We start from the raw sequence: 24,979 nt of genomic DNA on the forward strand, positions 1-24,979 counted from the left end.
TCCGCTTTGGTTCCCTGGACACCCCTAGTACATCACGTCTCCGCCATTGGGCGACAGGGTTGCCCCGACGTAGAAGCCGCCGTCCGGACCGGCCAGCAGCAGTGCGGTAGCGGCGATCTCCTCCGGGCGTCCGAAGCGGCCTACCGGCAGCGCATCGATGAAGGCCTGACGATCTTCCGGCGTCATGGTCGCGGTGAGGTCGGTGACGATCGGGCCGGGTGCAATGGCGTTGACGCGAACGCCCTTCGGTGTCGCTTCCCACGCCAGCGCGCGCGTGAACCCCATGATTGCGGCCTTGGCCGCGGAGTAGGGCGCCGAGTTGACCGCGCCCTTCAAGCCTCGCTGGGAGGCGACGTTGATGATGCAGCCCTGCCCACGTGCCACCATCGCGGGATAGACAGCCTGCGCCATGAAGAACATGCCTTTCAGGTGTACGGAGAGGATCCGGTCGAATTCCTCCTCGGTGTAGGCCTCGAACGGCTTGCGGATGTTCATGCCGGCGTTGTTGAACAGGATGTCGATGGGGCCGAACTCTTGGGCGGCCCGGCCGGCAAAGGCCCGCCCGGACCCGATATCGGCAACGTCGACCGAGCCGTGGAGGGCGCGTCGGCCCAGGGAGCGGATCTCGCCTGCGGTTTCGTCGGCCTTGGCATCATCGTTCAGATGGCAGAAGGCGATGTCGGCGCCCTCGGCGGCGAAGGCGAGCGCCGTGGCGCGGCCGATTCCGCGTGAGCCGCCGGTGACCAGGGCGATTTTCCCCGCGAGCTTCATACTGTTCTCCCTTGCTATGGGGCCGTGCTGCCGCTTGGTGGTCAGGCCTTTGCCCCGAGCGACGACGATACCGGCCGGACAGGCTGAAACGCCAGACACGTTCGAGGACCTGAACGCGACGAGATGTTTGCGCGGCGCGCCGCGCCGTTTCGCATGACCTGGATTAATGACCCGGAAAAGATTCATGATCTGGAAAGCTCAGGCGCCGTGTGCCACCGTCACGTGGAAATCAACCGGAGGTGTGCGATGAGCCAGCTCGAGGTCGCGGAAAGAAACGTCGCCGCTAGCACGAAGAGAGGTTCGTCGGCCTATGTGCCGCCGCTCCAGCTCACGAAGGGTCAGCCGGCGCCGATCGCGGCGAACGGGGGCCTGTCCTACATGTCGTTCGACCGGAACGGCGATGCGGGAACCGCCAAGGCGCTCGAGGACGCACTCGCCCAGATCGCCGAGGGCGAGGGCCAGCGCGTCGTCGACATGATCGACAACGCGCCTCAGGGTCGTCCGATCGAGACCCGGTGGGGGCCGGGGTTCCACGATTACGATGCGTGCATGGATTACATCCGCACGACGGGCATGACGGCGCCCGAAGGTGGCCTGGCGCTGCCGCTTGCCTATACCGTCTACGAACGCCCGACCTACTCGGTCGTCCCGTCCAACGCCCTGTGGCGCGACCCGGCGCGCGCCGAGGTCGCGAAGATCCTGCGCAAGAACGAGGAGCAGAATCGGCGGCGCGATCTCTATTTCCCGCACGTGATGCGCGACGCCCGGCGCATCGGCGAGTACCACCCGGGCCTGTCGCCCGACAGCCCCGACTGCATGGACCGGCTCGGCGTCTCGCTGGCGCACCTCGAGTCGAAGTGCCGGAACTTCTACGATTCGGCCGAGGTGGAGCGGGTGTTCTACCCCGAGATCGAGAAGCTCCTTCTCGAGTTCTTCCCCGGCGCGACCGATGCCCTGGTCTACAACCACGACGTCTTCGACAAGGACTACGCGGGCGACCGCACGGAGGACCAGGACAACAAGAACCCGGGCGTGAACGCCCGCTACGTCAACCTCGTGCACAACGACCTGAACGACAACAGCGGCCGCGTGCGCTGTCGCGAGCTGCTCACCAGGAACCTGCGGAACTTCGGGCGCACGCAGCACTACACGGAGGAAGAGGCCGATCGGAAGATGTCGCGGCGCTTCGTGTCGATCAATCTCGCCAAGCCGATGGAGACGGTCGAGCAATTCCCCTTCGTGCTCTGCGCCTGGCCCTCCTTCGCCGACCAGCCATACATCACCAACTACCGCATCTACGACGACCGCGTCGGCGAGACCACGCGTTTCACGCACCGTCCCGACCACGAGTGGTACTGGTTCCCGCGCCAGACGTCGACGGAAGTGTCGATGCTGAAATGCTACGACTCGGTGACCGACGGCTCGGTCTCGCGCTGGTCCTTCCACACCGCCTGCATCGATCCGACCGCGCCTGCGGATGCGCGCTGCCGCAAGAACGTCGTGGTCCGGTCCTACGTCTTCTTTTAGAGCGCATACGCATCTGGCAAAAAAACCATCCTCCCGACCGAACCCGCCCGAGGAGCTGCGTAGTCGAGGGACCTTTGAGGTCTCTCGACTGCGCCGGTCTTCGGGCAGCTCCGCTCGGGATGACGGAAAATTTGCATTTGTCGACGGAATGGGCGCTCGCGGCGGCGTGCGAGGGTCGGTCGGGCCTCGCCGCCCTGGTCGCGGTGACGCCGATCTTCCTCGGGTCCATCATCTCCCTTTCCATGCCTTGGCCAGCGCCGTATCATTCGCAGGCGAGCGTCCAGGGTGTGCTGTTCCCGCGTTGTTGACCGTGGCGGATGACCCGCAAGCGGTCGTGTAGCGAACACTTTTGATTGGATCGCGTGCAGGCGGGTTACGCCGCGTGGTCGCACTTCGGGTTGCGTGATCGTTCCGGCGGGCTATTCCCAGGCAAAGGGAACGCTATGACGTTTTCTCGCAGACGAATCCTGGAGGTCGCAGCCGGGACCGCACTGCCCGCATTGGCGCACGGCGCGATGGCGCAGGCCTATCCGTCGCGCCTGGTACGCCTGGGTCGTCGGCTTTGCCCCCGCCGGGGGCAACGACATCGTCGCGCGCCTGATGGGGCAATGGCTTACGGAGCGGACCGGCCAGCAATTCATTGTCGAGAACCGGCCCCGGGCGGCAACCAACATCGCGACCGAGATTGTCGTCAATGCGCCGGCCGACGGCTATACGCTCCTTCTGGTGAGCGTGCCAGCCGCCATCAACACGACTCTGTACGGCAATCTCACCTTCAATTTCCTTCGCGACATCGCGCTGGCGGCGGGGGTCATGAGCATACCGCTCTACGTGGTGACGAAGCCTTCGGTCCAGACCCGCACGCTGCCCGAATTCATCGCCTACGCCAAGGCCAACGCCGGCAAGATCAACATGGGCTCCGCCGGCATTGGCAGTGCCGGCCATCTTGCCGGCGAGCTGTTCAACACGATGACTGGCGTAAACCTGGTTCATGTCCCGTATCGAGGCAACGGACCTGCCCTCGCCGGCCTGCTGGGAGGCGAGGCGGAAGTTCTGTTTCCCACGCCTCCCTCTTCGATCGAGTACATCGGGGCCGGCAGGCTGCGCGGACTTGCGACGATGGGCGCGACTCGCTCGGAGGCCGTAGCGGACCTACCCACCGTCGCCGAGTTTATGCCGGGCTACGAGATGAGCGCGTGGTATGGCGTGGGCGGCCCCAGGGGGATGCCGGCCGAGGTCGTCGACAAGATCAACAAGGAAATCGGCGCCGGCCTCGCCGATCCCAGGATGAAGGTGCGGTTTGCCGATCTTGGAGGCGCGCCGATGCCGATGACGCCCGCCGAGTTCGGCAAGCTCGTCGCCCACGAAGCAGAGAAGTGGGCCAGGGTGATCCGCCGGGCCAATCTCAAGCCGGTGTGACTTCGGCGGCCCCAACGGCAAGGGCCCTCGGATGGAATGAACGGGGTGGTCTCGGACGAAGGGGAGGCCAGGCATGAGCACGCAGCATGTGGTCGCTTCCGGTCGCGTCAGTTTCAACCAGTACCTTCCGCCGGCCTGGCACAGCCTTCTGCATGGCTCCGAGTTTGGCTGGGCAGTCGCCTTCATCATCCCGTATGTCGGCGTGCTGCTCGCCTTTGCCGTCTTTCCGATCGCCTACGGATTGTGGATGGCCAGCAATCCGGCCCTGTACGTCGAGCTGTTCGCGAGCGACGACTACGTCGAGGCGCTGGTCAGCACTGCGCTCTATGTCGGTATCGGTGCGAACGCCAGCGTGTTTCTCGCGCTGTTGCTGTCCGGATTCTTCATGCGTCGCGGATGGTGGGTCAAGGCGCTGCTGGTCGTCTCGATGCTGCCGTGGGTCCTGCCGGCGCAGACTGCGTTCATTTCCTTCCATTGGATGATGATCTATTGGGGCTTCCTGAACAGCCTGCTGGAGAAGCTGTTTGGCATCGCCGGTCCGGAATGGCTCGACCACTACTGGATCGCGCTCGGCGCCAACATCGTCGCCTACACGTGGAAGACGATGCCGCTGTGGACCTTGATTTTCCTCGCTGGCCGGATGGCCATCCCGCAGGACCTCTATGATGCCGCCGAGGTCGACGGCGCTACTGGGTTGCGCCGCTTCATCCACCTCGTGATCCCGCTGCTGGCGAACCTCTATCTGATCTGCACCTTGCTGGCGACGATCTGGATGCTCGGCGATTACAACACGCCCGATATGGTGTCCGGCGGAGCGCCCCTCGGGTCCACTGCTGTCCTGGCGACGGTCGGCGTCGAGTTTCTGCTCGACGACGGTCGCCCCGATCTCGGCGTGGCCGCCGTGGTGGCAGCGTTACCTGTACTGATCCCGGTCGGGATCCTGCTGGTCCGCCGGCTTCAGACGAGGGAGGTGCAGCTATGAGCATCGCCCTGTATTCGCCGCGCCGGTCGAACTACCGGTGGCGCCGGGCGGCCGATGCAGCTGGAGCGGCCGTGCTCTCCGTCCTGCTGCTGATCTGGTGGCTTCTGCCGCTCTACAACATGTTGCTGATTGCCCTCGATCCCGAAGGCGACACCGAGTTCACCGGGGACATCTGGCCGTCGGATCCGACGCTCAAGGCGTTCGCCGGGGTGTTTTTCGAGAGCTATTGGTACCTCAAGGATTTCTGGCTGCAGTTCGGCAACAGCTTCTTCATCGGCACCATGACGATGGCGCTCACCGCGCTGATCAGCTCGCTCGGCAGCTTCGCGTTGGGGCGCATGTGGCGCGGCAAGGGCGGCACAATCTCGACCGCTGCGCTGCTGATGTACACGGTGCCAGTCTACTTCCTGGTCATCCCGTTCTACCTGCTGATGCACAGGTATGGTCTGATCGATACCCTGTGGGCGGTCGTTGCCGCGAACGTGACCTTCGCCGTCCCCTACGCGCTGGTGATACTCCAATGGTACGGACGGTTGATTCCGATCGAGCTCGACGATGCCGCGCGGATCGACGGCGCGACGCCGGTCCAGGTCTATACGCGGATCTATCTGCCGCTCATGTCACCTGCCGTGGCCGTTGTCGGGATATTCGCGTTTCTCACCGCCTGGAACGAGTACCTGTACCAGTTCATCCTGCTCAGCTCTCCCGACAGCAAGACCGTGGCGATAACGCTCGCCACCTTCTTCGACAACGAGGATACACCCTGGAACTATCCGGTAGCGGCCTCGCTGATCTATGCCGTTCCACCCATTGTCCTGTTCTTTGCGATCCGCCGCTACATCGCGGCGGGGCTGACCGCGGGAGGCGTCAAGCAATGACGCCGAAGGCCAGTCGCTCGTGTTGGAGCCGCCCGGCTCGACGCGGGTCCATGACCGCCACCCGCGCCGTCCAGTGCGGTACGGCGCGGCTAGTCTGATCACAGGGAGAACGCCGCCATCCCGGTTTCACCGGTTCCCTCGGGACTGAGCATGTGCTAGCGTTTTTATGAACTCACTGGTGTTGAGTGTTCAGGCGGGCGAGTAGCGCCTGTCAGGCGAGCCTGCCTTATCAGTCGTCCAAACCGAGAATGTAGCGTCAGCGTCAAGTACGCGGTGCGACACAGTAAGGAGACGACCATGGCTCACTTCAAGCGGCGTTCGCTGCTGCAGGGATCGTTTGGCCTGGCGGCTGCCGGTACCCTGGCGGCGCCCTACATCGCCAACGCCCAGGCCAAGACGATGACGATGTGGTTCGCGCAAGGCTTCGTCGAGGACGAGGATGTAGCGCTGCGCAAGGCCGTCGCCGACTACGAGAAGGCGAGCGGCAACAAGGTCGAGCTCAGCATCATCCCGTTCGCGCCGATGCGGCAGAAGATCGTCTCCGCCATCACCAGCGGCGTCGTCCCGGATGTGACGCAGAACAATCCGAACGAGATCCTGCAGCTCTATGCTTGGCAGGACAAACTGATCGAGACCGAGGACGTCGTCGAGACGCAGAAGGCCAAGTTCAGCCAGACTTACCTGAGCGCAGCTCGCGCCTACAACAGCGTCACCAAGAAGCGCGCCTACTACGGCGTGCCGATCCGCGGCGGCTGCGTGCCTGCTCATACCTGGAATTCCCTGATCGAGAAGGCCGGCATGAAGCTGGCGGAGCGTCCCAGGACCTGGACAGGCTATTTCGACTTCTACAAGAAGGTGCAGGACAACCTGCGCCAGAAGGGCGAGCGCAAGGTCTATGGGCTCGGTTTCCAGGTGTCGGCCAACGGCGTCGACCCGGCCAACACCTTCAACGCATTCATGCACGGGTTCGGCGGGCAGGGCATCGTCACGCCCGACGGCAAGCTCAATCTCGACGAGAGGATCAAGGCGGCGGCGATCAAGGCCTGCGAGTATCTCGGTGGGGCTTACCGCGACGGCTACGTTCCGCCGAGCGCCATCAATTGGAACGACGCCGACGACAACAACGCGTTCCACGCCAAGCTGATGGTGATGGATGTCGACGGCACGCTGTCGACCGAGGTCGCGGTCAAGGCAAAGCACCCCGAATGGTATTTCGACGAGATCGTGAGCGATGGCTTGCTCTATCCGACCACCGATGACGGCAAGCCGGTGACTGCCATCGTCGGGGTCACCAACGCGGTGATCCCGAAAGGAGCCAAGAACGTCGCGGTCGCCAAGGAGTTTCTCAAGTTCTTCATCCAGCCGCAGGTCCTGCAGAGCTTCATCGAGACGGGCCTGGGTCGCTGGCTTCCCACGATGCCGGAGCTGGCCAAGACTCCGTTCTGGGAGAACCCGAAGGACCCGCATCTGAAAGGCTATGTGCAGTTCGGCCTGCTCGGCCCGACCCAGCCGGAGTACTACGTCTACAATCCGGCGATGGCGGAAGTCTATGCGCAGCACGTCTACAGCAAGGCGATGATCGCCGTTGCGAAGAAGGGGGCGAAGGCGGCCGACGCGATCGACGTCTGCTTCAAGGAGCTCCAGGAGATATTCGCCAAGTATCCGATCCAGCAATCCTGAGAGGCGACGATGACTGCTGCGTCCGTAGTGGAAGTCGGCCGCCCTGCCGCGAGGCCGGGGCGGTCGTTCTGGCGTTATTGCCGCGGAAATCTCAAGGGGTCGGAGTTCACCTGGGCGCTCGCCTTCAGCGTTCCCTACGTCGCGGTGTTCCTGGCCTTTGTCGCCTATCCCGTGTTTTACGGACTGTGGATGGGGAGAGACCCGGCCCTGTATTCCGAGGTCTTTTCCGACGTGACCTACCAGGACACGGTCGTCAACACCCTGATATTCGTGGCCCTCGGGGTCAACCTCAAGCTGTTCCTGGCGTTGCTGCTGTCCGGTCTCTTCATGCGGCCGGGCTGGGTGACCAAGGCGATGCTGATGCTGTTTGTGCTGCCCTGGGCGGTGCCGCAGCTCCCCGCCTTCATCTCGCTCCATTGGATGCTCAACGGCGAATGGGGCCTGCTGAACAACGCGCTCTGGACTCTCGGCGGCATCGAGGGGCCGTCCTGGCTGAACGAGCGCTGGACGGCGTTGGGCAGCGCGATCGTCGCGCATCTGTGGAAATGGACGCCGTTCTGGACCGTGATCCTGCTGGCCGGCCGCATGTCGATCCCGCAGGACATCTATGACGCGGCGAAGGTCGACGGCGCGACCGGGTTGAACAGCTTCCTGTTCGTGACCTTCCCGCTGCTCGCCAACCTGTACCTCGTGTTGACCCTGCTGGCGACGATCTTCCTGCTCGGTGACTTCAACACGATATATTTCGTGACGGGAGGCGGCCCGAACAACGAGACGCACCTGCTCGCGACCCTGGGCGTACGCAATGCCTTCGACCTCGCCCGGCCGGATCTCGGTGTCGCGGCGGTGATGACGGCGCTGCCGGTGCTGATCCCCCTGGTGATCATCCTGATGCGCAAGCTGAAGACGGCGGAGGTGCAGCTGTGAGCATGAGAAGTGTCGCGGCTGCGGCGCCGGTCTTCGCCGCCCCGTCGGGTTCAGCCGTGCGGATGCGGCGCGCGGCGCGACGCCGGCGATATGCGATCAACTCGGCGGTAGCCCTGGTTTATGCCGTGTTGGTGGTGTGGACCTTCCTGCCGATCTACAACATGGTGATGATCGCGCTCGAGCACGAAGGCGATGTCTACAGCACCAATATCGTGCCGGCGCAGCCCTCGCTGGACAGCTTCTGGGTCGTCATCACCCAGGGGTTCTGGTACCTGAAAAATTTCTGGCACCAGTTCGGCAACAGCACATTCATCGCCGGCATGGTGACCTTCCTGGTGCTGCTGATCGCGTCGCTGACCAGCTTCACGGTCGGGCGAATGCGCATACGCAATGGTTGGCTGCTCACCAATGCGGCGCTGCTGACATACGTGATCCCGGCATCGTTCCTGGCGATTCCGTTCTACCTGATCATGAACACCTACGGGCTGGCCAACAATCCGTGGTCGGTCATTGCCGCCCTGGTGACCTTTGCGACGCCCTACGCGATCTTCATCTTCCAGGAGTACGGTCGAAGCATCCCGATCGAGCTCGACGAGTCGGCCAAGATCGATGGCGCGTCGCCGCTGCACATCTACCTGCACATCTATCTGCCGCTGATGGCGCCGGCACTGGTCGCGGTCGGCACCTATGCACTGCTGCTGGCCTGGAACGAGTATTTGTACCAGTTCCTGCTGCTGTCGGATAAGCGGAGCATGACGGTGCCCGTTGCCCTGGCTCAGTTCCTGAACAGCGACGTCTCGCCGTGGAACTACATGATGGCGACGGCGATCATCTATGCGCTGCCGCCGATCTGTATCTACTATGCGTTTAGGCACCGCATGAGTTCCGGCCTGACCATGGGCGGCGTCAAGGGTTGAGCCGCGACGCACCCTCGTCGCCGTCGGCCTCCGGGTTGCGTCGGCCTTCGGTCTGCCTCAACTCCATAGTCGCTTGCTCGCGATTGCCGCGCCGTCGCGCATCGCCTCGAGCTTGGCCCAGACCACGTCTTCGGACACCTGGGCATCGCCGACGATGGTACCGAAGCCGCAGTCGGTTCCAGCCATGACGCGCTCGCGGTCGCCGACGGCGCGCACGGCGCGCTCCAGCCGCTCGGCGATCACCAGCGGATGTTCGACGTAGTTGTGCGTTGTCTCGACCACGCCGCAGACCAGGGACATGCGATCGGGCAACTTCTGGGTCCGGAACGCGTCGACCTCGTGGCTGTGACGCGAATTGGCGAACGGCAGGCAGAGCGCCCCGGCCTTCACCTGGAAGCAGACAGGCAGCACGTCGGGTGCCGCCACGTCGTGCACGTGCGGGCTGTCGCGGTTTCCCCAGCAGGCATGGAAACGCACCCGCTCCGATGGGATGTCGGCAAGCGCCTCGTTCAGCGCCGCGATGTGCATCTCCATCGCCTCGATGAACTTCGGCAGCGGCTGGTCCTGGAAAAAGCCGGCGCGCTCGATGCCGAGGTCGGGCGAGTCGATCTGCAGCACATGGCCCTGCGCCACGATGAACCGGTATTCCTGCCTGAGTTCGCGGGCGAGCGCGAAAACGTAGGCCTCGTGGCTGTCGTAGTGCTGGTTCTCCAGCGAGCAGGCGGCGAAGCCGGGCGAGACGGCGGTTACGAAGGTCTCGGCGAAGCGCCGTGTCTGGCGTGCCAGCGCGCGGGCGAACGCGTCGAGCTCGGTCCTGGCGCCATCCAGGCTCTCGTAGCGCACCGGTCCGATCGCCGCCGGAAAGCCGTAGACGTTGAGCCGGCGGACGCCGCGCGCCTGGTAATTCTGCCACCACGTGGGAAAGCGCTGCATGTCGAGGATCGGCCGGCGGTTCGAGCGGCCGCCGAAGCCCGACATGCGCCCGGTGATGTAGCCGAAGAAAGTGGAGCGCGGCATCTCGCCATCGTTGCCGACATCGATGCCGCTCTCGAGCTGGCGACGGACGACGTAGTCCATTGCCTCGTCGGTCAGCGCCGGGATTCGCGAGGCATCGACCGGCTTGCCCTCGGCCTGGGCCACCAGCAGGTCAGCCAGCATTTCGGGCCGCGGCAGGCTGCCCATGTGAGTGGTCAGGATTCGGTCCGTGCTGCGTTTCATGCTCTCGATCCTCAAAGCAGGCCGCGCCTGTCGGGATCGAAGTAGAAACCGCGGGGCCATCGCAAAGCAAGCCGCGCTCCGTCGCCGTCGCCGTGCCTCACCTGACGGCGCGACACTGCTGGCCGTGACCCCTTCCCCCGCGTTGACATCGATTATGGTCGCCATTGCGCCCTCCACGAGTTGCGTCGGCGTTCCCGATCTTGCGTCAATCCAGTATAAGAGGATGAATCGGTGTCAGTGATGCATGCCAGGTGAGGATCGTGATAGCCCGCATGGATCCGAAGACTCGTGGCGTGCCTGCGAACGGCGCGGCGATGGACTGGGATGATGTCCGCGTGTTCCTCGCCATCGCGAGGCACGGTTGCTTGCGCGCGGCAGGGCAGGCGCTCTGGCAGAGCCAACCGACCATGGCCCGCAGACTGGAGGGGCTCGAGGCCATGTTCGGCGGGACGCCGTTGTTCGATCGCCTGCCCGAAGGGACTCGTCTCAATGCTGTCGGCGAAGGCCTGATCCCGGCGGCCGAAGGGGTCGAACAGGCCATGCTGGCCTGGAGCGGCGGCGCGCGGCCGCCTCGTCGGCCCTGAGCGGCACGGTACGGGTGGCGGCCGGCGAGTGTGCGGCCGGATTCCTGGCCCGTTGCCTGTCCGGAGCGACGACAGCGCCGCTGCCCTCTGGCATCACCGTGGAACTGCTTCAGTCACAGCAGCCCGCCAACCTCGCGTGACGTGAGGCCGATCTGGCGTTGCGTCACGAGCCGCCGGACAGCGGCAACTACCACGTCGCCAGGCTCGGCACCTTCGCCGTCGCGGTTTATCGGCGCCGCGGTGGAGCTGATCGCAGGGGCGGGCTAGCCTCATTCCGGCAGCCCAGCCTTGCGCAGCGCCGAGTCGAAGAGTTCGCGTTGGGATCGCGCCCTGGCGATTGGCAAGACCCGTGAGATCGAGAAGCCCGGCCGGGCGGCGAGAAGGCGCCGGGTCGCATCCTCGAGCGCTGCGGGGCGTTCCGCCATGGCTGCCGCGGCGACCTTGATCATGAGCGCGTGCCAGAAGTTAGGTTCGAGGTGAAGGGCCTTGTCGGCCCAGGCGATCGCCTCGTCGTACATGCCCATGTAAAAGCAGGGAAAGGCGATGCCGGCGTAGTAGCCGTAACCGAGCGGGTCGCGCGGACTGAGTCGTATCGCCCGCGTGAAGCACTCGATCGACCGTTCGTACTTGTCGGCGAACCAGGACACCCAGCCTCCAGCGACCCATGCCCTCGCGTCGTTGGGGTTCAGCGCCAGTGCCCGTTCTATGTGCGCCTCAGCCTCGTCGAGGCCGCCGCCACACATCGCAAGCACCAGGCCTGCTCCCGAAAGAGCGAACGAGTCGTCCTTGCTCATCTGGAGGGCCAACCTGGCTGCCGCTGAGCCGCGCGCCCTCGCCTCGGCCGGGTCGCCCCACCACAGGGCGATGCGGTGTGCGTAGCACCAGACGATCAAGCCATAGGCCGGAGAGAAGCGCGGGTCGGCGCCGACCGCGCGATCGAGCAGCGTCAGGGCTTCGGCGTGTGAGCTCTCCGTCAGGACATTGAACGCGGCGCAGGCGCGAAGATAGAGATCGTAGGCCGTGAGATCGTCAGTCCTCTTGGCTTGAGCCCTCCTGATCTCCGCGTCCTGCAACCTGGGCTCGATGGCATTGGCGACATTCGAGGCAATCTTGTCCTGCAGGTCGAACACGTTCGCCAGGGCGCTGTCGTAATGCTCGGCCCAAAGGTGACCGCCGCTCTCGGCGTCGATGAGCTGGCCGCTGATGCGCAACTGGTTGTCCGCCTTGCGCACGCTGCCCTCCAGGACATAGCGCACGCCAAGCTCGCGGCCAATCCGGCGAACGTCGATGGAGCGGCCCTTGTAGGTAAACGAAGAATTGCGGGCGATGACGAAGAACCAGGAGATGCGCGACAGCGCTGTCGTTATGTCCTCCACCAGACCGTCGACGAAGTATTCCTGCTCGCGGTCACCGCTCAGATTGGCGAAAGGCAACACAGCAACGGAGGGTTTGTCGGGTATGACCAAGGCGGGATTGGACGCGTCGGGAGAAATTTCGCTGAAGCCGGGGTGCTCGAGATCGCGCTCCTCGCGCACATCCCCGACGAAACGGAAGCCCTTGCGCGGCAACGTCTTGATCCGCTGCTGTATCTTGCCATTGTCGCCGACCGCCCTCCGAACCGCATTGACGCAGGTCGTCAGCGCTGTCTCCGAAACAACTCGTCCGCCCCAAATTGCCGCCAGAAGATCGTCCTTGCTGACGACGCGGTGGCGGTTGGCGATCAAATGAACCAAGAAGTCGAAGACTTTTGGCTCGAGGGACAGCAGAGCGCCGTCGCGGCGAAGCTCGCGCCGCTCCGTATCGAGGGAAAAGTGTTCAAAGAGATAGCGCAACTTGCGATTGCCCGATCTTTGAAGAGCTTACCATAGTACGTCAAGTCAGGACATCCTGAGGAAAAGCCAAGGTCGACCTGACACCTTCCTCAAGCGCGCTTCGCCACATGGTGGCATCGTACCTTCGCGCCGGCGACTTTGGTCCAACCTTGAAGGCGCTGCGTGATGAAGTCGACCGCGAGCGCCGGCTGCCGACAGGCGTCGCGAAAGTCATGCAGGCCGGGTGAGGTCGCAGTCGCCGACGACTTGATCGACTGTGGATGGGCGCGCAACCGGGGAAGCGGATCATGACTAACCACCTTGATACTCTTGTCGAGCCGAAAAAACGGTTCACCGTTGAAGTGCGGCGTGCCAACCGGGGTCAGGGAGAAGACACCGATCGGGAGATGGACGTTTTGGACAATCCGTTTGATCGGCGGGACATCATCGTGATCGTGGTCTCCATCGTCCTTCTTGTCCTTGCGACTTGGTGTTTCGCTCCAGGGTGAGGGGCTGCGTGTCGGTCGCGTCTCGGAAGGCCTGACGCCGAGCACCCGTCTTCCGGGGGTCGCTCACCGATCGACCCGGTAAAGGCGCCACCGCTTCGGCACGCCTTTGAGCTGGTGAACACCGCGATCCTTGAACAGGATTTCGGACTGCTGCATCAGATCCCTGACCGAGCTCGAGACCAGGACCTCGCCTGGGCGCGCTTTCGCGGCAACGCGTGCGCCGATGTGGAATGCCAGACCGAAAACGTCGGGCCCGCTCACCTTGTATTCGCCCACGTGCAGCCCCACCCTGAGCTCGAGTCCCAGGGTGCGCACGGCCTCGCGGATTGCGGTCGCGCACCGGACCGCCGCCGCCGGCGCCTCGAATGTGGCGAGCAGCCCGTCCCCCGTCGTCACGACTTCCTTCCCGCGCAATGTCTTTAGCTCTCTGCGGACGGTGGCGTAGTAGTGATTCATCACCTGTGTCCAACGCGAATCGCCGAGCCGCGCGGCTTTTTCCGTGGACCGGACGATGTCGACGAACAGGATCGTGGCAAGCGCCTGTTCGAGCTCGGCGCCGCGATTGGCAGGTCGGCGCTTGATGGTGATCTTTCCGGCTAGCGGTTCATAGCGATGGCTGCGTCGCCGCGCGATGGCGTTTTTCACATAGTCCTTGGCAGGCTGCACCGAGCCGCAGCGAACTGCTTTCTCGCGTGGTGGGACCGTCCAGTAAACCTTGCGTCCGTCTCCCACGCCATGGACCTCGACAGCGCCCCACTTCAGGAAAACCGTCGAGCCAACCCGGCGAACCCACCAGGCCTTCGACGTGTATCCGGACACGTTCGATTGGTGGACTCCAATGCGAAGGAACTTGGGCATATGCGTGCGGCGCGACTATTCCGTGTGGTCCACCGAAGGTGGAATGTGATCGCGCCTTCCAGCCTTGGCAACCCTTCGTCAGGCAGAGGCAGACTCATTCCGTCTGTGGAATTAGGGTGCGCGATGCAACTGCCTTGCCTTGAAGTCCGAGGGCTTGAGTAGAAGGGCGGCCGCGGTGGCGATGAGCCCGCCGCCGCCCAGCATTGCAAACGCCCAGCCCCAGTGTGACGGGGCCTGTCCCGGCGCGTTTACGAGGTCTAGCACAATGCCGAAGGCGGCCGGCGAGACAGCGCCTGCGCCCAGACCGAGGATCGAGCGCAGGGCGAGCATGCGACCGAGTTGACCGGGGGCAACGGCGTCGGCCATCGCCGCCGAAAGGACGCCGGAATCTCCGAGGGCAGCGAAGCCGTAGAGGAAGACCACGATGACGACTGCAATGGGGGGCAGAGAAGCAGTCCATCCGACCGTGACTGAAAGCAGGGCGCCTGCCGCGCCCATCCCGACAAGGACGGCGCGCTGGTTCCAGCGATCGCTCGCCCAGCCGCCGAACAGAGTTGCAGCCGCGCCTGATACATGCAGCGCCCCGGCGATCACGACACCAACGATCATGGGCGACAGAGCCACCCGCTCGGCGAACGCGAATGCCAGAAATGCCGGTGTCCAGGCCCACATGCCGAGCAACTCCCAGCAGTGGGCAGTATAGCCGGCTGTCAGAAGGACCGAGTTGCGCGAGAGCATTGCTCTCGTGAGCGGAGGATCTGCTGCGGCTTCTTCTGTCGAGAGCGACGGGCCCGGCGCCGCGAATGTGGCTCCGATAGCAGCCAACAGTGGAATGACCGAAAGCGCAAGCCACAGAGTGGCGTAGCCCCACGCAAGCGTCAGGCTGGCGCAGCCTGCGATTGCGAAGAAGTAGCCGAGCGACGCTCCGGTAAGCAGCACTCCCACCGAACGTCCGCGCATGTTGCGAGGCAAATGGCGGGCGACAAGCATGATGGCGGGCGTGTACGAGCCGCCGAGCCCGAGCGCGAGCAAGCTGAACAGAATCAACCCGCTTTCGTAGCTCCTGGCGAACAGTGTGCACGCAACGAGCATTGCTGCCGTGAACCAGTTCGCAGTCACGAAGATCTTGCGAGGTCCAATGCGATCAGACGCCCAGGAGCAGACAAGGAGCGAAATTGCGTAGGACAGGTTGGAAGCCGACTGTACGCTTCCACCCTCGACGCCAGACATGTCCCACTCCTGCAGCAGGAAAGGGAGGGTCCCTGCATACACCATGGTGGCAACGCCAGCCCCGAAGCGGCTGAAGGCGAGCAAGGCCAACATCCACGACCCACCAATCTTCAGACTCTGATCACCATCCCGTCTTCGGCGGCTTCGCATCCAGTCTCCGCGATGCGGGCGAGCATGCCGGGGTTCATGTGGGTCAGCACCACGCGCCTGGCGCCGAGTTCCGGCAAGTGACGGGCCAGTGTTGCGTAGTCGAGGTGGAACCTGACCTGCTTGTCGAAGAAATAGGTCTCGGCGATGAAGAGGTCGGCGCCCGTGGCCGCTGCGCGCAGGCCGTCGACCCATTCGGTGTCGCCGGAGTAGCAGAGGGTCTTGGCGTCGACCGTCAGGCGGAGCGCGAAAGGCGGTGCGCCGCAAGGATGCTTGACTACGAAAGGCGTCACCTCGATCCCCTCGACATCATGGGTGCGGTGCGGCTCGAGCTCGCGTATCTCGGTGGCGAAGCGGCGTTCCACTTCGGTCGACCCAGGGAAGAAAGTCTCCATGGCTGTCGTGAGGCGGTTGCGCAGTCCCGGCGGCCCGGCGATCGTGAGGGGCGCCGTGCGGCGGCTCACGAGTTGCGCATCCAGAATGAAGAACGGCAAGCCGCCGAAATGGTCGCCGTGCAGATGGGTGATCAGGACGGCACGAATGGCATTCGGATCGATGTCGAACTTGCGGATCGCGATCATCGAGGAGGCGCCGCAATCGATGAGGAAAGCGCCGCGCTCGTCGCGGACATGGAAGCACGTGTTGAAGCGGCCACCGCTGCCGAACGCATCTCCCGAGCCCAGGAACTGCAACTCCATCGACAACTCCATTTGACGGCATCTCGCCGCTTTACAGATTGCAATTCATGATGTCAAAGGGTTATATATTGTAATATGCGATCCTCAGCAAAAGTCGTGATCTCGAGCTGGGTCCATCCGGAAGTGAAAGCCCTGCTGAACGGGACCTGCACGGTCGTGCCGAACGACACCCGCCAGTCGCTAGCGCCTGAAGACCTGAGAGAACGCTGCCGAGATGCTCACGGCCTGATGGCCTTCATGCCGGAGCGCGTCGACGACGCGTTCCTCGGTGCCTGTCCCGAGCTTCGCGTCATCGCCTGTGCGCTCAAGGGCTATGACAACTTCGACGTCGAGGCCTGTACGCGCCGCGGTGTCTGGCTGACCATCGTGCCGGATCTGCTGACGGCTCCCACCGCGGAGCTGACGATCGGTCTCATGATCGCGCTGGGCCGGAACATCCTGCAGGGCGATCGGCTGGTACGCGGTGGCAGTTTCGGCGGCTGGCGCCCAATCCTCTATGGCCGGGGAATCGAGGGCAGCACCGTCGGCCTTCTCGGCGCCGGCGCCGTCGGCAGGGCGATTGCGCGACGCCTCGCCGGATTTCGGCCGACGCTGCTCTATACGGACGATTCATCCCTCCCGGCGGACCAGGAGAACGAGCTTGGGTTGCGCCGAGTGGCTCTCGGCGACCTGCTGAAGCAGAGCGATTTCGTCGTGCTCTGTCTACCCCTGCTGCACGCGACGAGGCAGCTGGTGAACCGGGACTTCCTCGCACGGATGAAGCCCGGCGCCTTGCTGATCAACACCGCGCGGGGGTCACTTGTGGACGAGGCCGCTGTCGCCGAAGCGCTGGAAGGCGATCGACTTGCCGGTTATGCCGCCGACGTCTTCTCGATGGAGGATTGGGCGCTGCCCGATCGGCCACGGGACGTGTCGGCGAGGCTGCTCGGAAGTCACAAGACCGTGCTGACGCCTCATCTCGGCTCGGCTGTCGATCGCGTGCGGCGGGAGATCGCCCTTGAGGCAGCCGGGAGCATGCTGCAGGCGCTGCGCGGCGAGGTTCCCGCCGGCGCAGTGAACCGCCCTTCTTCGCCGCGATGCCCGGTGCTGGCGTGATCGATCTCGATCAGGTTCGAAGCTTCGTCGGTGTGATCGAGGCCGGCAGCTTCCGCGATGCGGCCCAACGCCTGGAGCTCGCGCAGCCAACGGTCTCGCAGCATGTGCAGAAGCTCGAGGCGACGCTCGGTCACCTGCTCGTCGAGCGCAATCGCGCCCGCGCCACCACCACCGCCGCCGGCCTGCGGTTCCTGCCGTTCGCGAAGGCGTTGCTCCGCCTCGAGGGGCGAGCGCGTGCAACGCTCGACCAAGGCAACCTTGCCATCGGCGCCAGCAGCAACATCGGGGTTTATCTCCTGCAGCCGCTGGTGCGGGCATTCACGTCGGCACGACCTTCCATTGGTCCCATCGATATCCGCATCGGCACCAATCCCGATACCGCAAGACGGCTCGAAGATGCGGAGATCGACATTGCGCTCATGGAATGGTGGGACGATCGCCCGGGCTTCGAAGCCGCGGTCTGGCGGCGGGAGAAGCTGGTCGTCATCGTGCCTCCCGAGCATCCCTGGGCCAGACGAATGTCAGTCGAGAAAGCGAAGCTGCTGCGCGAGCCGATGATCGGCGGCGAGCCCGGAACCGGCACGGCGCGACTTCTCCAGCAGACCTTCGGCGTCGACGCCAGCTCCCTGAAGATCGGTCTCGAGCTCGGCAGCACCGAGGCGGTGAAACAGGCGGTGCGCGCCGGACTCGGCATCTCGATCACCTTCGAAAGCGCGGTCCGGGACGAGGTCAGGGCCGGAACACTGAGGGCACTTCGCGTCGAGGACATGCCACTCGCGAAACCATTGTTGTCGATTTTTCCCGCAGGGCTCTCCACCACCAGCCCGGCGGCACAATTCAATGCGTTCCTTCAGGGCGCCAAGACCTGACAGGCCGTCGGCTTGGATGGTTGTGCACAAAGCAGCCGCTCGACCTGCGGCGCCGATCTTCCATGACTATTGACCTCACGGGCTCGGACAGGGGCCGCGGATGGGGAAGGGACCTCGTGACTGTACGTGATGATCATGCCGCCTGATGTTCGTTCCCGGCACGTGCTTTCGGGTCACGATCGATCACTTGGCGACTTCGGCTTCGCACTTGCGCGCCGGTGCAGCCAATGAATCAGCGTCTTTTCGACTTCGTTGGTCGCGAGATTGGAAAGACCTCGCGCACGTAGGCAGCGAGCATCTCGCAAAATTCCGTTGCGTAGGGCGGCAGCGACCTTCGCTTGTCCCAATAGATCGTCGGGTGCTCGCGCAGAGGTTTGCCCCGATAGACGACGGCCACGACCTGCAAGCGATGGCGATTGGTCGGCATGGCAGACGGAATGATGGCGACGCCGTGCCCATTCTCGGCCATCGCCAGGAGCGTGTGCGGCGTTCGGCTTTCGTAGGCGATGTTCGGCTGCAGTCCGGCAAGGCGGCAGGCGGAATCGAAGTTGCGGCGAAAGACATAGCTGGTATCCAGCAGGAGCAGGGGGTAGGGCGCGAGGCGGGCAATCTCGATTTTCCCTTTGCTGCCGAGGTCGAGAGTCGGGCGGCAGACGGCAAGGAGATCGATGGGCTCGAGCGGGTAACTTGCGAAGCGATGGTCGTTCGGCGTCACTGCGCTCCCCAGGTTCTGCCCGAGGTGGGCATCACCGGTCTCCAGCATGCGCACGGTATCTCTCCACCCGAACGCCTCGGTCAGCTTCACCTGCACTTTCGGGTAGCGCTGCGCGTAGCGCGCAAGGAATGTCGCGATCACCCCTTCGATGATCTGCGGAGAGGTGGCGAACTTCAACACGCCGGTGTCTTTGCGCTGCAATTGCTGCGCGCGTTCGCTGAGCGCAGTGGCGCAGCCCAGCAGTGCCCGAAAATCGTCGAGCAGCTGCTCGCCTTCGCCCGTCAGCATCAGTCGACGCCCGACGCGATCAAACAGCCTGATCTCGAGCTCCTGCTCGAGATCCCTGATCTGCCGCGACAAGGCCGGCTGGGCTATGTGCAAGTGCTGCGCCGCTCTGGAGACGGTGCCGAGCTCAGCGACTGTGACGAAGGTCCTGGCGTGCCTCAGATCCATTCGGGTGCTTTATGCCGAATCGGCATGAAGAGCGAGAGAAAACCTCTATTGGACGCCGCTTGCCCGACGCTGCGATATCGCAGTCGCCTGAAAACAGCACATGGGAGAAGCGTCATGCGTCTTGCCCGTCGCCGATTTCTTCCTTTGGCCACAGCCGCCCTCGCGCTCCCGGCGATCGCTCGCCGCGCCGGGTCACAGGCCTATCCCGTTCGTCCGGTGCGGATTGTCGTCGGTTATCCGCCTGGCGGTCCCATCGACATCGTTGCCCGACTGATCGGTCAAGCGCTGGCCGAGCGACTGGGCCAGCCGTTCGTCATCGAGAACCGGCCGGGTGCCGCAGGCAATGTCGGCGCGGAGTCGGTCGTGCAAGCCCCCGCGGACGGCCACACCCTGCTATTGTCGGGGTCGAACAACTACATCAACGCGACGCTCTACGAGAATCTCGGATTCAACTTCATCCGCGATATCGCGCCGGTCGGTGGCATCGCACGCACGCCGCTGGTCATGACGGTGAATCCATCGGTCCGGGCAACGAGCGTTGCCGAGTTCATCGCTCGAGCGCGGGCCCATCCGGGTCGGCTCAACATGGCTTCAGGCGGCGTCGGAACGCCGGTCCACATGGCGGGCGAACTTTTTCAGATGATGGCGGACGTCAAGCTGGTGCACGTGCCCTATCGCGGCTCCGCGCCGGCTCTGGCCGACCTCGTCGGCGGGCAGGTGCATGTGATGTTCGACGCGGTCTCGTCTTCGCTACAGCACATCAAGACGGGAAGGCTGCGGCCGCTGGCGGTCACGACGAGCAGCGGACTGGCGGTCCTGCCCGGCGTTCCGACGGTTGCCGAAACCTTGCCCGGCTATGAAGTCACGTCGGTGCAAGGACTGGCCGCCCCCCGCAACACGCCGCCGGAAATCGTGCAACGGCTCCATGCGGCGCTCCGCGACGCGTTGGCTGGCGCGCCGCTCGAGGCGCGCTTCGCCGAGCTCGGCATCGTGCGGCTTGATCTCGGGCCGACTGAGTTCGGCAAGCTGATTGTCGAAGAGACGGAAAAGTGGGCGAAGGTCATCAGGTTCGCGAGCGTGAAGGCGGAGTGACATGATTCGTTTCGAGGACGGCGCCGGCTATGAGCGCATGATGGGGATATGGAGCCGGCTCGTCGGCGAGGTCTTCGTCGATTGGCTGGCTCCGCCCCTGGGGCTGCGATGGATCGACGTCGGCTGCGGCAACGGTGCCTTCACCGAGCTGCTGGTCGAACGCTGCGCCCCGGTAGAGGTCCAGGGCATCGACCCGTCCGAGGGCCAACTCGCCTTTGCCCGCACGCGACCGGCGGCGTGCCGGGTGACCTTTCATCTGGCCGATGCCATGGCGCTTCCCTGTCCGGCGGACAGCTTCGATGCCGCTGTCATGGCCCTGGCGATTGTCTTCGTTCCCGATCCGGTCAAAGGCCTTGAGGAAATGGTCCGCGTGGTGCGCCCCGGTGGCCTGATCGCCAGTTACATGTGGGACATGACGGGTGGTGGATTTCCCCTCGACCCGATTCTTGTCGAGATGCGGGCAATGGGCCTCACGCCGCCGAGGCCGCCGCAGGTCGAGGTATCGCGTGTGGCGAGGCTGCGCGACCTGTGGATGGCTGCGGGTCTCGAGGACGTGGAGACGCGAGAGGTCACGGTACAACGAACGTTCGCGAGCTTCGACGAGTTCTGGCTGATCAACCTTGCGGCGCCGACGGTTGCCGCTGCAGTCGCCGATCTGGCGTCGGGCGAAATCGAGACGCTCAAGGACAGGGTGCGCACGCGGCTTTCCGCAGAATCCGGAAGCATCACGTATTGCGCCCGTGCCAACGCGATAAAGGGTCACTTGCCAAAGTAGCTGCAGTCGCAGCCAAAGCGTGGCGGCGGCTGTCGCGGCGCTCAGGCAAGACCGAGCTCGTCCGCAATCCCGTATTCGGCGGCGAGCGCGCGCAATTTGTCCCAGGTCGCGTCCTCGACCTCGATGCCGTTCCTGCGACGCTCCTGCTCGCGCAGATATTCGATCTCGCCTGGATAAAACACGCCGTTCGACCCTTCGGAAGGTGGCGTCGACTTGAGATAGCGTGCGAACTCGGCAACCTCCTTCTTGAAATCTTGCAGGGGCCGGAACGCGGCGACGTTGAACACGGCCATGAAGCAGCCGTCATTGTGGCGGCCGGACGGCTCGACGCCAAAGCCCAGGCCGGTCAACAATCCACACAGCACCTCCACCATCGCCGCGAGACCACTTCCTTTGTAGCCTTCGGTACCGCCGAGCGGCAGCAGCGCGCCACCCTTGCGATAGTCCGTGGGGTCCGTCGTGTGACGACCGGCAGCATCGATGATCCAGCCATTCGGGATTTGGTCGCCGCGCGCCACTGCAAGCGCGATCTTTCCGGCCGCAACCGCCGAGGTCGCCATATCGAGATAGAAGGGACCCTCGAGATCCGACGGCACCGCAATCGAGATTGGATTGGTGCCGAGGCGCGGCTCTCGTCCCCCGAATGGCGCGACGTGCTTGGGCGACCGGCCGGAATCGGCGGTGGCAAGCCCGATCATGCCCTCGCGCATCGCCATCATCGGATAGGCTGCGAGCCGGCCGACATGGCTTTGACGGAATACCGTGCAGGCCGCGACATTCGCGGTCCTGGCCTTCTCGATCGTGAGGGCCATCGCCTTGGCGTTGACGTGGAAGCCAAAGCCCCAGTGACCATCGATCACCGCCGTCGTGGGAGACTCCCGGACGATGGTCCACTTCGCGCCTGGCACGATGTGGCCTGCCTTCACGCGATCGATGTAGGTCGGGATTGCGATCACGCCGTGTGAATCGTGGCCGGCGAGGTTGGCGTTAACGCAACCGACGGCGACCGCGCCCGCCTCTTCGTCGGAGGCGCCGGCAGCCTTCAACAATGCTGCGCCGATACGGGAAAGTCGATCAGCTTGAACGATCGGCATGGGAGGTCCTCAGGACAACGACATTCAGTCGCGAAGCCGACAGGGGGCGGACGACCGACAGCGAGGGTTCCATGTGGGTGGTGATTTGACAACGGGTTCCGCCATCGGGAAGGTCGGGACATGGACTACAGCATCAATCTTGCGACCGCGGCCGATTCCTGGAAGGTGGTGAAGCGCGCCGAAGAGCTGGGCTTCACCCGCGCCTGGTTCTACGACACGCAATTGCTCAATGCGGAGATCTTCGTCGCCATGGGTGCGGCGGCGGTGAAGACATCCAGGATCCGCCTGGGAACCGGTGTGCTGATCCCCTCGAATCGCATCGCGCCGGTGGCCGCCAGCGCTCTCATGTCGCTCAATGCGCTCGCGCCGGGGCGGATCGACTTCGGCATCTCCACCGGCTTCACTGCCAGGCGCACCATGGGAGTTGGTCCGGTCCGGCTCGCCGACATGCGGCGCTACATCGATCAGGTGCAGCGGCTGATCGCCGGCGAGACGGTGGAATGGGAGCTCGAGGGCGCCCGGCGGAAGATGCGGTTCCTGAGCCCCGATACCGGCGTGGTCAACAACCGCGACCCGATCCCTCTGCACATATCCGCGCTGGGCCCGCGCACCAGGGCGCTGACGGCCGAGCTCGGCGCCCATTGGATCAACGCCGTCGGTCCCATCGATGCGGCGAAGGCCGCGAGCGCGGCCATGCAGGCCGCCTGGCGCTCGGCCGGCATCGACCCGGCAACGCGAATCGTCACCGCGTTCTGCGGCGGCTGCGTGCTGGCCGAGGGAGAGCCGTTCGACAGCCCGCGCGCCCGCGCGCAGGCCGGCCCGCACGCGACTGTCGCCTTGCACAACCTTGTCGAGGCGGAACAGTTCGGCAATTTCGGCCGCAGCGTCCCGCCGGCGCTCTCGCCTCTGGTTGATCAATACCGGAAGATCTACGAGCGCTACGAGCCGGCCGATGCGCGCTACCTGGAGAACCACCGCGGCCACCTGATGTTCCTGCGCCCGGAGGAGCATCAGGTTTGCACCGCCGAGCTGATCCGCGCCGTGACCATCACCGGCACCAGGTCGGCGCTTCGCGAACGGCTGCGCGAGCTGCAGGGCGCGGGCTACACCGACTTTTCCATTCACATCCGTCACGGCCATCCAGCGATGCTGGAGGAATGGGCGGAGGTGATCGCCGGTGTCTGAGGCGAGCCTACGACAGCAACCCCAGGCTCCTGAAGCTCGCGTGCCCCTTGCGGCCGATTACCAGGTGATCGTGGATCGCGATGCCGAGCGCCTCGGCCGCCGCCTTGATCTCGCGCGTCATCTCGATGTCGTCGCGCGAGGGTTTCGGATCGCCACTGGGATGATTGTGCAACTGCCGTCGCAAGTGATCTAACCTACTGAAATGACAAATAGTTTCGTCATCTGGAGAAATCGATGGGGTATGGGGCTGGGAGCGGTAGCGCGTGATCCAACGTGATCCTCACGCTCCCTCATCATCAACCATGCCGAGTTTGCGTGAGGCACGGCAGATCACGAGATTCTTCTTATCCCATTCGTCTAGACCTTGCACGGGATACAAAACCGATTTGCCGATTTTTATGAATGGCGGTCCCACGCGCTGCGCACGCCAATTCCTGAGCGTTCCCGCAGAGACTTCACCGCGATAGCGATCGCAAACTTCTTCAGTCGTTAGGTACCTACTTTCGGACACAAAAACCTCCAACGGAAGGCGAAGGCGCGCTCATCGGCAGCGGTGCGAAGTTCGTTGAATCCCGCTCGACGACCATGGGCACCGAACAGTCACGATGACGCACGACAAATAGATGCAGCGAGCGGCGGCGGGAGAAAAGCTATTCTGATCGGGCGGCGGCGTGCAGGCCGGCGCAGGTTAGAAATCGGACGCCCTTAGAGTTGGCCGACCACCGTGTACCGGACGCCGGTGCTCATCACTCCGGAGGATGTCTATCGCTGTTCGACGTATTTCTGGTAGGCCGCGATCCAGTCGCTCGCGATTGCCGCTTGCGCCTCGTCGAGGCTCAACGCGCCCTTACAGACCAGCTTGTGCAGCCGATCCTCGAGCCTGTCTTTGGCACGCCCATTCCAGGGCTGCGTGTCCAGGCTTTCGGGCCACAGGTTACGGATGTCGTTCGATCCGCCGAGACCGAGGCTGATCAGGTGATCGATCTCGTACGCGGCGGATCGACGATCCTGGATGCCGTACTCACGATAGACCAGCGCTTTGGTCCTTCCGGCCACGTGCCGAACCGATTTCGCGTAGCCCGGTCGGCACACTTCCGCGGCAGTGACCGGGAAGACCGCGCCCGGAGTCAGGTTCATATCCGGCCTGATCGGCGGATCTCCGGCGAGAGCCGGCCCTCCGATCAAAAGCGCTATGGCCAGGAGAAACCCAAGCCGCAGGTGCTGCGCGGTCCCCAAAATTGGCCTCAGTGCTTGCGACACGTGCAGATCAACATGATATACTACCTGTGAGTGCGGATTCCGCAGCTCCGACCTGCTATTCTAGCTCTTCCGGTGGCTTCCGGGCGCCGCTACTCTCCGGTCTCGTCCGTGGACGTGACCTTAGGAGTGCCGGCTGGCCTGCGCACCGGCCCCCGGAACGGACATAGGCCCGAGGCAGGGCGCAAGCGGCGTCGTGACGCCGCCGGCACCCCGGGAGGGCGCGGCAGTGCCTGCCAGGCACGTGCAGGCCAGTCAGCCACGTACCGGTGTCTCAACGGGCGAAAC

At 64.2% G+C, this 24,979-nt stretch carries 24 protein-coding genes and 2 pseudogenes; 13 read left to right on the forward strand and 13 right to left on the reverse strand.

Annotated features, from left to right (window positions below; all coding sequences use genetic code 11):
* Positions 1-24: 24 nt before the first annotated feature.
* Positions 25-957, reverse strand: a complete 933-nt coding sequence (locus AB7O82_RS00990; protein WP_428541144.1) for an SDR family NAD(P)-dependent oxidoreductase — start codon at positions 955-957, stop codon at positions 25-27.
* Between the two features lie 60 nt (positions 958-1,017).
* On the opposite strand from AB7O82_RS00990, the gene AB7O82_RS00995 reads away from it, so the two are divergent.
* From AB7O82_RS00995 to AB7O82_RS01025, 7 genes are all read left to right on the forward strand, one after another.
* Entirely contained in the window at positions 1,018-2,298 is a 1,281-nt protein-coding gene (locus AB7O82_RS00995; protein WP_428541141.1) for a CmcJ/NvfI family oxidoreductase, read from the forward strand.
* A gap of 600 nt (positions 2,299-2,898) precedes the next feature.
* Complete coding sequence (locus AB7O82_RS01000) at positions 2,899-3,717, forward strand: Bug family tripartite tricarboxylate transporter substrate binding protein (RefSeq protein WP_428618422.1); 819 nt, start codon at positions 2,899-2,901, stop codon at positions 3,715-3,717.
* 73 nt (positions 3,718-3,790) lie between these two features.
* Entirely contained in the window at positions 3,791-4,699 is a 909-nt protein-coding gene (locus AB7O82_RS01005) for a carbohydrate ABC transporter permease (RefSeq protein WP_428541136.1), read from the forward strand.
* A complete protein-coding gene (locus AB7O82_RS01010) occupies positions 4,696-5,577 on the forward strand; it encodes a carbohydrate ABC transporter permease (RefSeq protein WP_428541133.1) in 882 nt (293 codons plus the stop codon). The genes AB7O82_RS01005 and AB7O82_RS01010 overlap by 4 nt, the downstream gene beginning before the upstream one ends.
* 297 nt (positions 5,578-5,874) lie before the next feature.
* On the forward strand, positions 5,875-7,257 hold the full coding sequence (locus AB7O82_RS01015) for an ABC transporter substrate-binding protein (RefSeq protein WP_428618423.1): 1,383 nt from the start codon (positions 5,875-5,877) through the stop codon (positions 7,255-7,257).
* A gap of 9 nt (positions 7,258-7,266) precedes the next feature.
* On the forward strand, positions 7,267-8,184 hold the full coding sequence (locus tag AB7O82_RS01020) for a carbohydrate ABC transporter permease (RefSeq protein ID WP_428553145.1): 918 nt from the start codon (positions 7,267-7,269) through the stop codon (positions 8,182-8,184).
* A 2-nt stretch (positions 8,185-8,186) separates the two neighbouring features.
* Entirely contained in the window at positions 8,187-9,101 is a 915-nt protein-coding gene (locus AB7O82_RS01025) for a carbohydrate ABC transporter permease (RefSeq protein ID WP_428553150.1), read from the forward strand.
* 57 nt (positions 9,102-9,158) lie between these two features.
* Here AB7O82_RS01025 and AB7O82_RS01030 read toward each other — a convergent pair whose 3' ends face one another.
* Complete coding sequence (locus AB7O82_RS01030; protein ID WP_428553143.1) at positions 9,159-10,319, reverse strand: hypothetical protein; 1,161 nt, start codon at positions 10,317-10,319, stop codon at positions 9,159-9,161.
* A 272-nt stretch (positions 10,320-10,591) separates the two neighbouring features.
* On the opposite strand from AB7O82_RS01030, the gene AB7O82_RS01035 reads away from it, so the two are divergent.
* Positions 10,592-10,903 (forward strand): LysR family transcriptional regulator, encoded by a 312-nt coding sequence (locus AB7O82_RS01035; RefSeq protein WP_428553140.1) that lies wholly within the window; start codon positions 10,592-10,594, stop codon positions 10,901-10,903.
* Between the two features lie 269 nt (positions 10,904-11,172).
* Here AB7O82_RS01035 and AB7O82_RS01040 read toward each other — a convergent pair whose 3' ends face one another.
* The 6 genes and pseudogenes from AB7O82_RS01040 to AB7O82_RS01065 all read right to left on the reverse strand — a co-directional run bounded on the left by AB7O82_RS01040 (position 11,173) and on the right by AB7O82_RS01065 (position 16,156).
* Entirely contained in the window at positions 11,173-12,336 is a 1,164-nt protein-coding gene (locus AB7O82_RS01040) for a tetratricopeptide repeat protein (RefSeq protein ID WP_428553153.1), read from the reverse strand.
* A gap of 171 nt (positions 12,337-12,507) precedes the next feature.
* A pseudogene (locus AB7O82_RS01045) lies at positions 12,508-12,735 on the reverse strand (winged helix-turn-helix domain-containing protein); the annotation flags it as partial.
* An 89-nt stretch (positions 12,736-12,824) separates the two neighbouring features.
* Complete coding sequence (locus AB7O82_RS01050) at positions 12,825-13,268, reverse strand: hypothetical protein (protein ID WP_428553138.1); 444 nt, start codon at positions 13,266-13,268, stop codon at positions 12,825-12,827.
* Positions 13,269-13,286: 18 nt separating this feature from the next.
* The gene (locus AB7O82_RS01055; protein ID WP_428553135.1) at positions 13,287-14,081 is read right to left on the reverse strand and encodes an adenylate/guanylate cyclase domain-containing protein; all 795 of its coding nucleotides are present in this window, start codon (positions 14,079-14,081) and stop codon (positions 13,287-13,289) included.
* A 111-nt stretch (positions 14,082-14,192) separates the two neighbouring features.
* Positions 14,193-15,404 (reverse strand): MFS transporter, encoded by a 1,212-nt coding sequence (locus AB7O82_RS01060; RefSeq protein ID WP_428618426.1) that lies wholly within the window; start codon positions 15,402-15,404, stop codon positions 14,193-14,195.
* Between the two features lie 17 nt (positions 15,405-15,421).
* Positions 15,422-16,156, reverse strand: a complete 735-nt coding sequence (locus tag AB7O82_RS01065; protein ID WP_428555298.1) for an MBL fold metallo-hydrolase — start codon at positions 16,154-16,156, stop codon at positions 15,422-15,424.
* Between the two features lie 96 nt (positions 16,157-16,252).
* Between AB7O82_RS01065 and AB7O82_RS01070 the strand changes: the two genes are divergently transcribed.
* Together AB7O82_RS01070 and AB7O82_RS01075 are read left to right on the forward strand one after the other, a co-directional pair.
* Positions 16,253-17,251 carry a phosphonate dehydrogenase gene (locus AB7O82_RS01070; RefSeq protein WP_428555295.1) on the forward strand — a complete coding sequence of 333 codons (999 nt, stop codon included), beginning with the start codon at positions 16,253-16,255 and terminating at the stop codon, positions 17,249-17,251.
* Positions 17,233-18,120, forward strand: coding sequence for a LysR substrate-binding domain-containing protein (locus AB7O82_RS01075; protein ID WP_428555292.1), 888 nt, complete (start codon positions 17,233-17,235; stop codon positions 18,118-18,120). The genes AB7O82_RS01070 and AB7O82_RS01075 overlap by 19 nt, the downstream gene beginning before the upstream one ends.
* Before the next feature lie 232 nt (positions 18,121-18,352).
* On the opposite strand, the gene AB7O82_RS01080 is transcribed toward AB7O82_RS01075, so the two are convergent.
* Entirely contained in the window at positions 18,353-19,288 is a 936-nt protein-coding gene (locus AB7O82_RS01080; protein WP_428555289.1) for a LysR family transcriptional regulator, read from the reverse strand.
* 114 nt (positions 19,289-19,402) lie between these two features.
* Here AB7O82_RS01080 and AB7O82_RS01085 point away from each other — a divergent pair, with 114 nt between their 5' ends.
* Together AB7O82_RS01085 and AB7O82_RS01090 are read left to right on the forward strand one after the other, a co-directional pair.
* Complete coding sequence (locus AB7O82_RS01085) at positions 19,403-20,380, forward strand: Bug family tripartite tricarboxylate transporter substrate binding protein (protein ID WP_428618428.1); 978 nt, start codon at positions 19,403-19,405, stop codon at positions 20,378-20,380.
* A gap of 1 nt (position 20,381) precedes the next feature.
* Positions 20,382-21,155 carry a class I SAM-dependent methyltransferase gene (locus tag AB7O82_RS01090; RefSeq protein ID WP_428555660.1) on the forward strand — a complete coding sequence of 258 codons (774 nt, stop codon included), beginning with the start codon at positions 20,382-20,384 and terminating at the stop codon, positions 21,153-21,155.
* Between the two features lie 41 nt (positions 21,156-21,196).
* Here AB7O82_RS01090 and AB7O82_RS01095 read toward each other — a convergent pair whose 3' ends face one another.
* The gene (locus tag AB7O82_RS01095; protein WP_428555657.1) at positions 21,197-22,249 is read right to left on the reverse strand and encodes an Ldh family oxidoreductase; all 1,053 of its coding nucleotides are present in this window, start codon (positions 22,247-22,249) and stop codon (positions 21,197-21,199) included.
* A 120-nt stretch (positions 22,250-22,369) separates the two neighbouring features.
* Between AB7O82_RS01095 and AB7O82_RS01100 the strand changes: the two genes are divergently transcribed.
* A complete protein-coding gene (locus tag AB7O82_RS01100; protein WP_428555654.1) occupies positions 22,370-23,434 on the forward strand; it encodes an LLM class flavin-dependent oxidoreductase in 1,065 nt (354 codons plus the stop codon).
* A 7-nt stretch (positions 23,435-23,441) separates the two neighbouring features.
* Here the strand turns inward: AB7O82_RS01100 and AB7O82_RS01105 are convergent.
* The 3 genes and pseudogenes from AB7O82_RS01105 to AB7O82_RS01115 all read right to left on the reverse strand — a co-directional run.
* A pseudogene (locus tag AB7O82_RS01105) lies at positions 23,442-23,606 on the reverse strand (JAB domain-containing protein); the annotation flags it as partial.
* A gap of 108 nt (positions 23,607-23,714) precedes the next feature.
* The gene (locus AB7O82_RS01110) at positions 23,715-23,945 is read right to left on the reverse strand and encodes a helix-turn-helix domain-containing protein (RefSeq protein WP_428618431.1); all 231 of its coding nucleotides are present in this window, start codon (positions 23,943-23,945) and stop codon (positions 23,715-23,717) included.
* A gap of 251 nt (positions 23,946-24,196) precedes the next feature.
* Positions 24,197-24,694 (reverse strand): hypothetical protein, encoded by a 498-nt coding sequence (locus AB7O82_RS01115; protein WP_428618432.1) that lies wholly within the window; start codon positions 24,692-24,694, stop codon positions 24,197-24,199.
* Between the last annotated feature and the right edge of the window lie 285 nt (positions 24,695-24,979).

The sequence above is a fragment of the Reyranella sp. genome (assembly GCF_050185545.1).
GTDB lineage: Bacteria > Pseudomonadota > Alphaproteobacteria > Reyranellales > Reyranellaceae > Reyranella.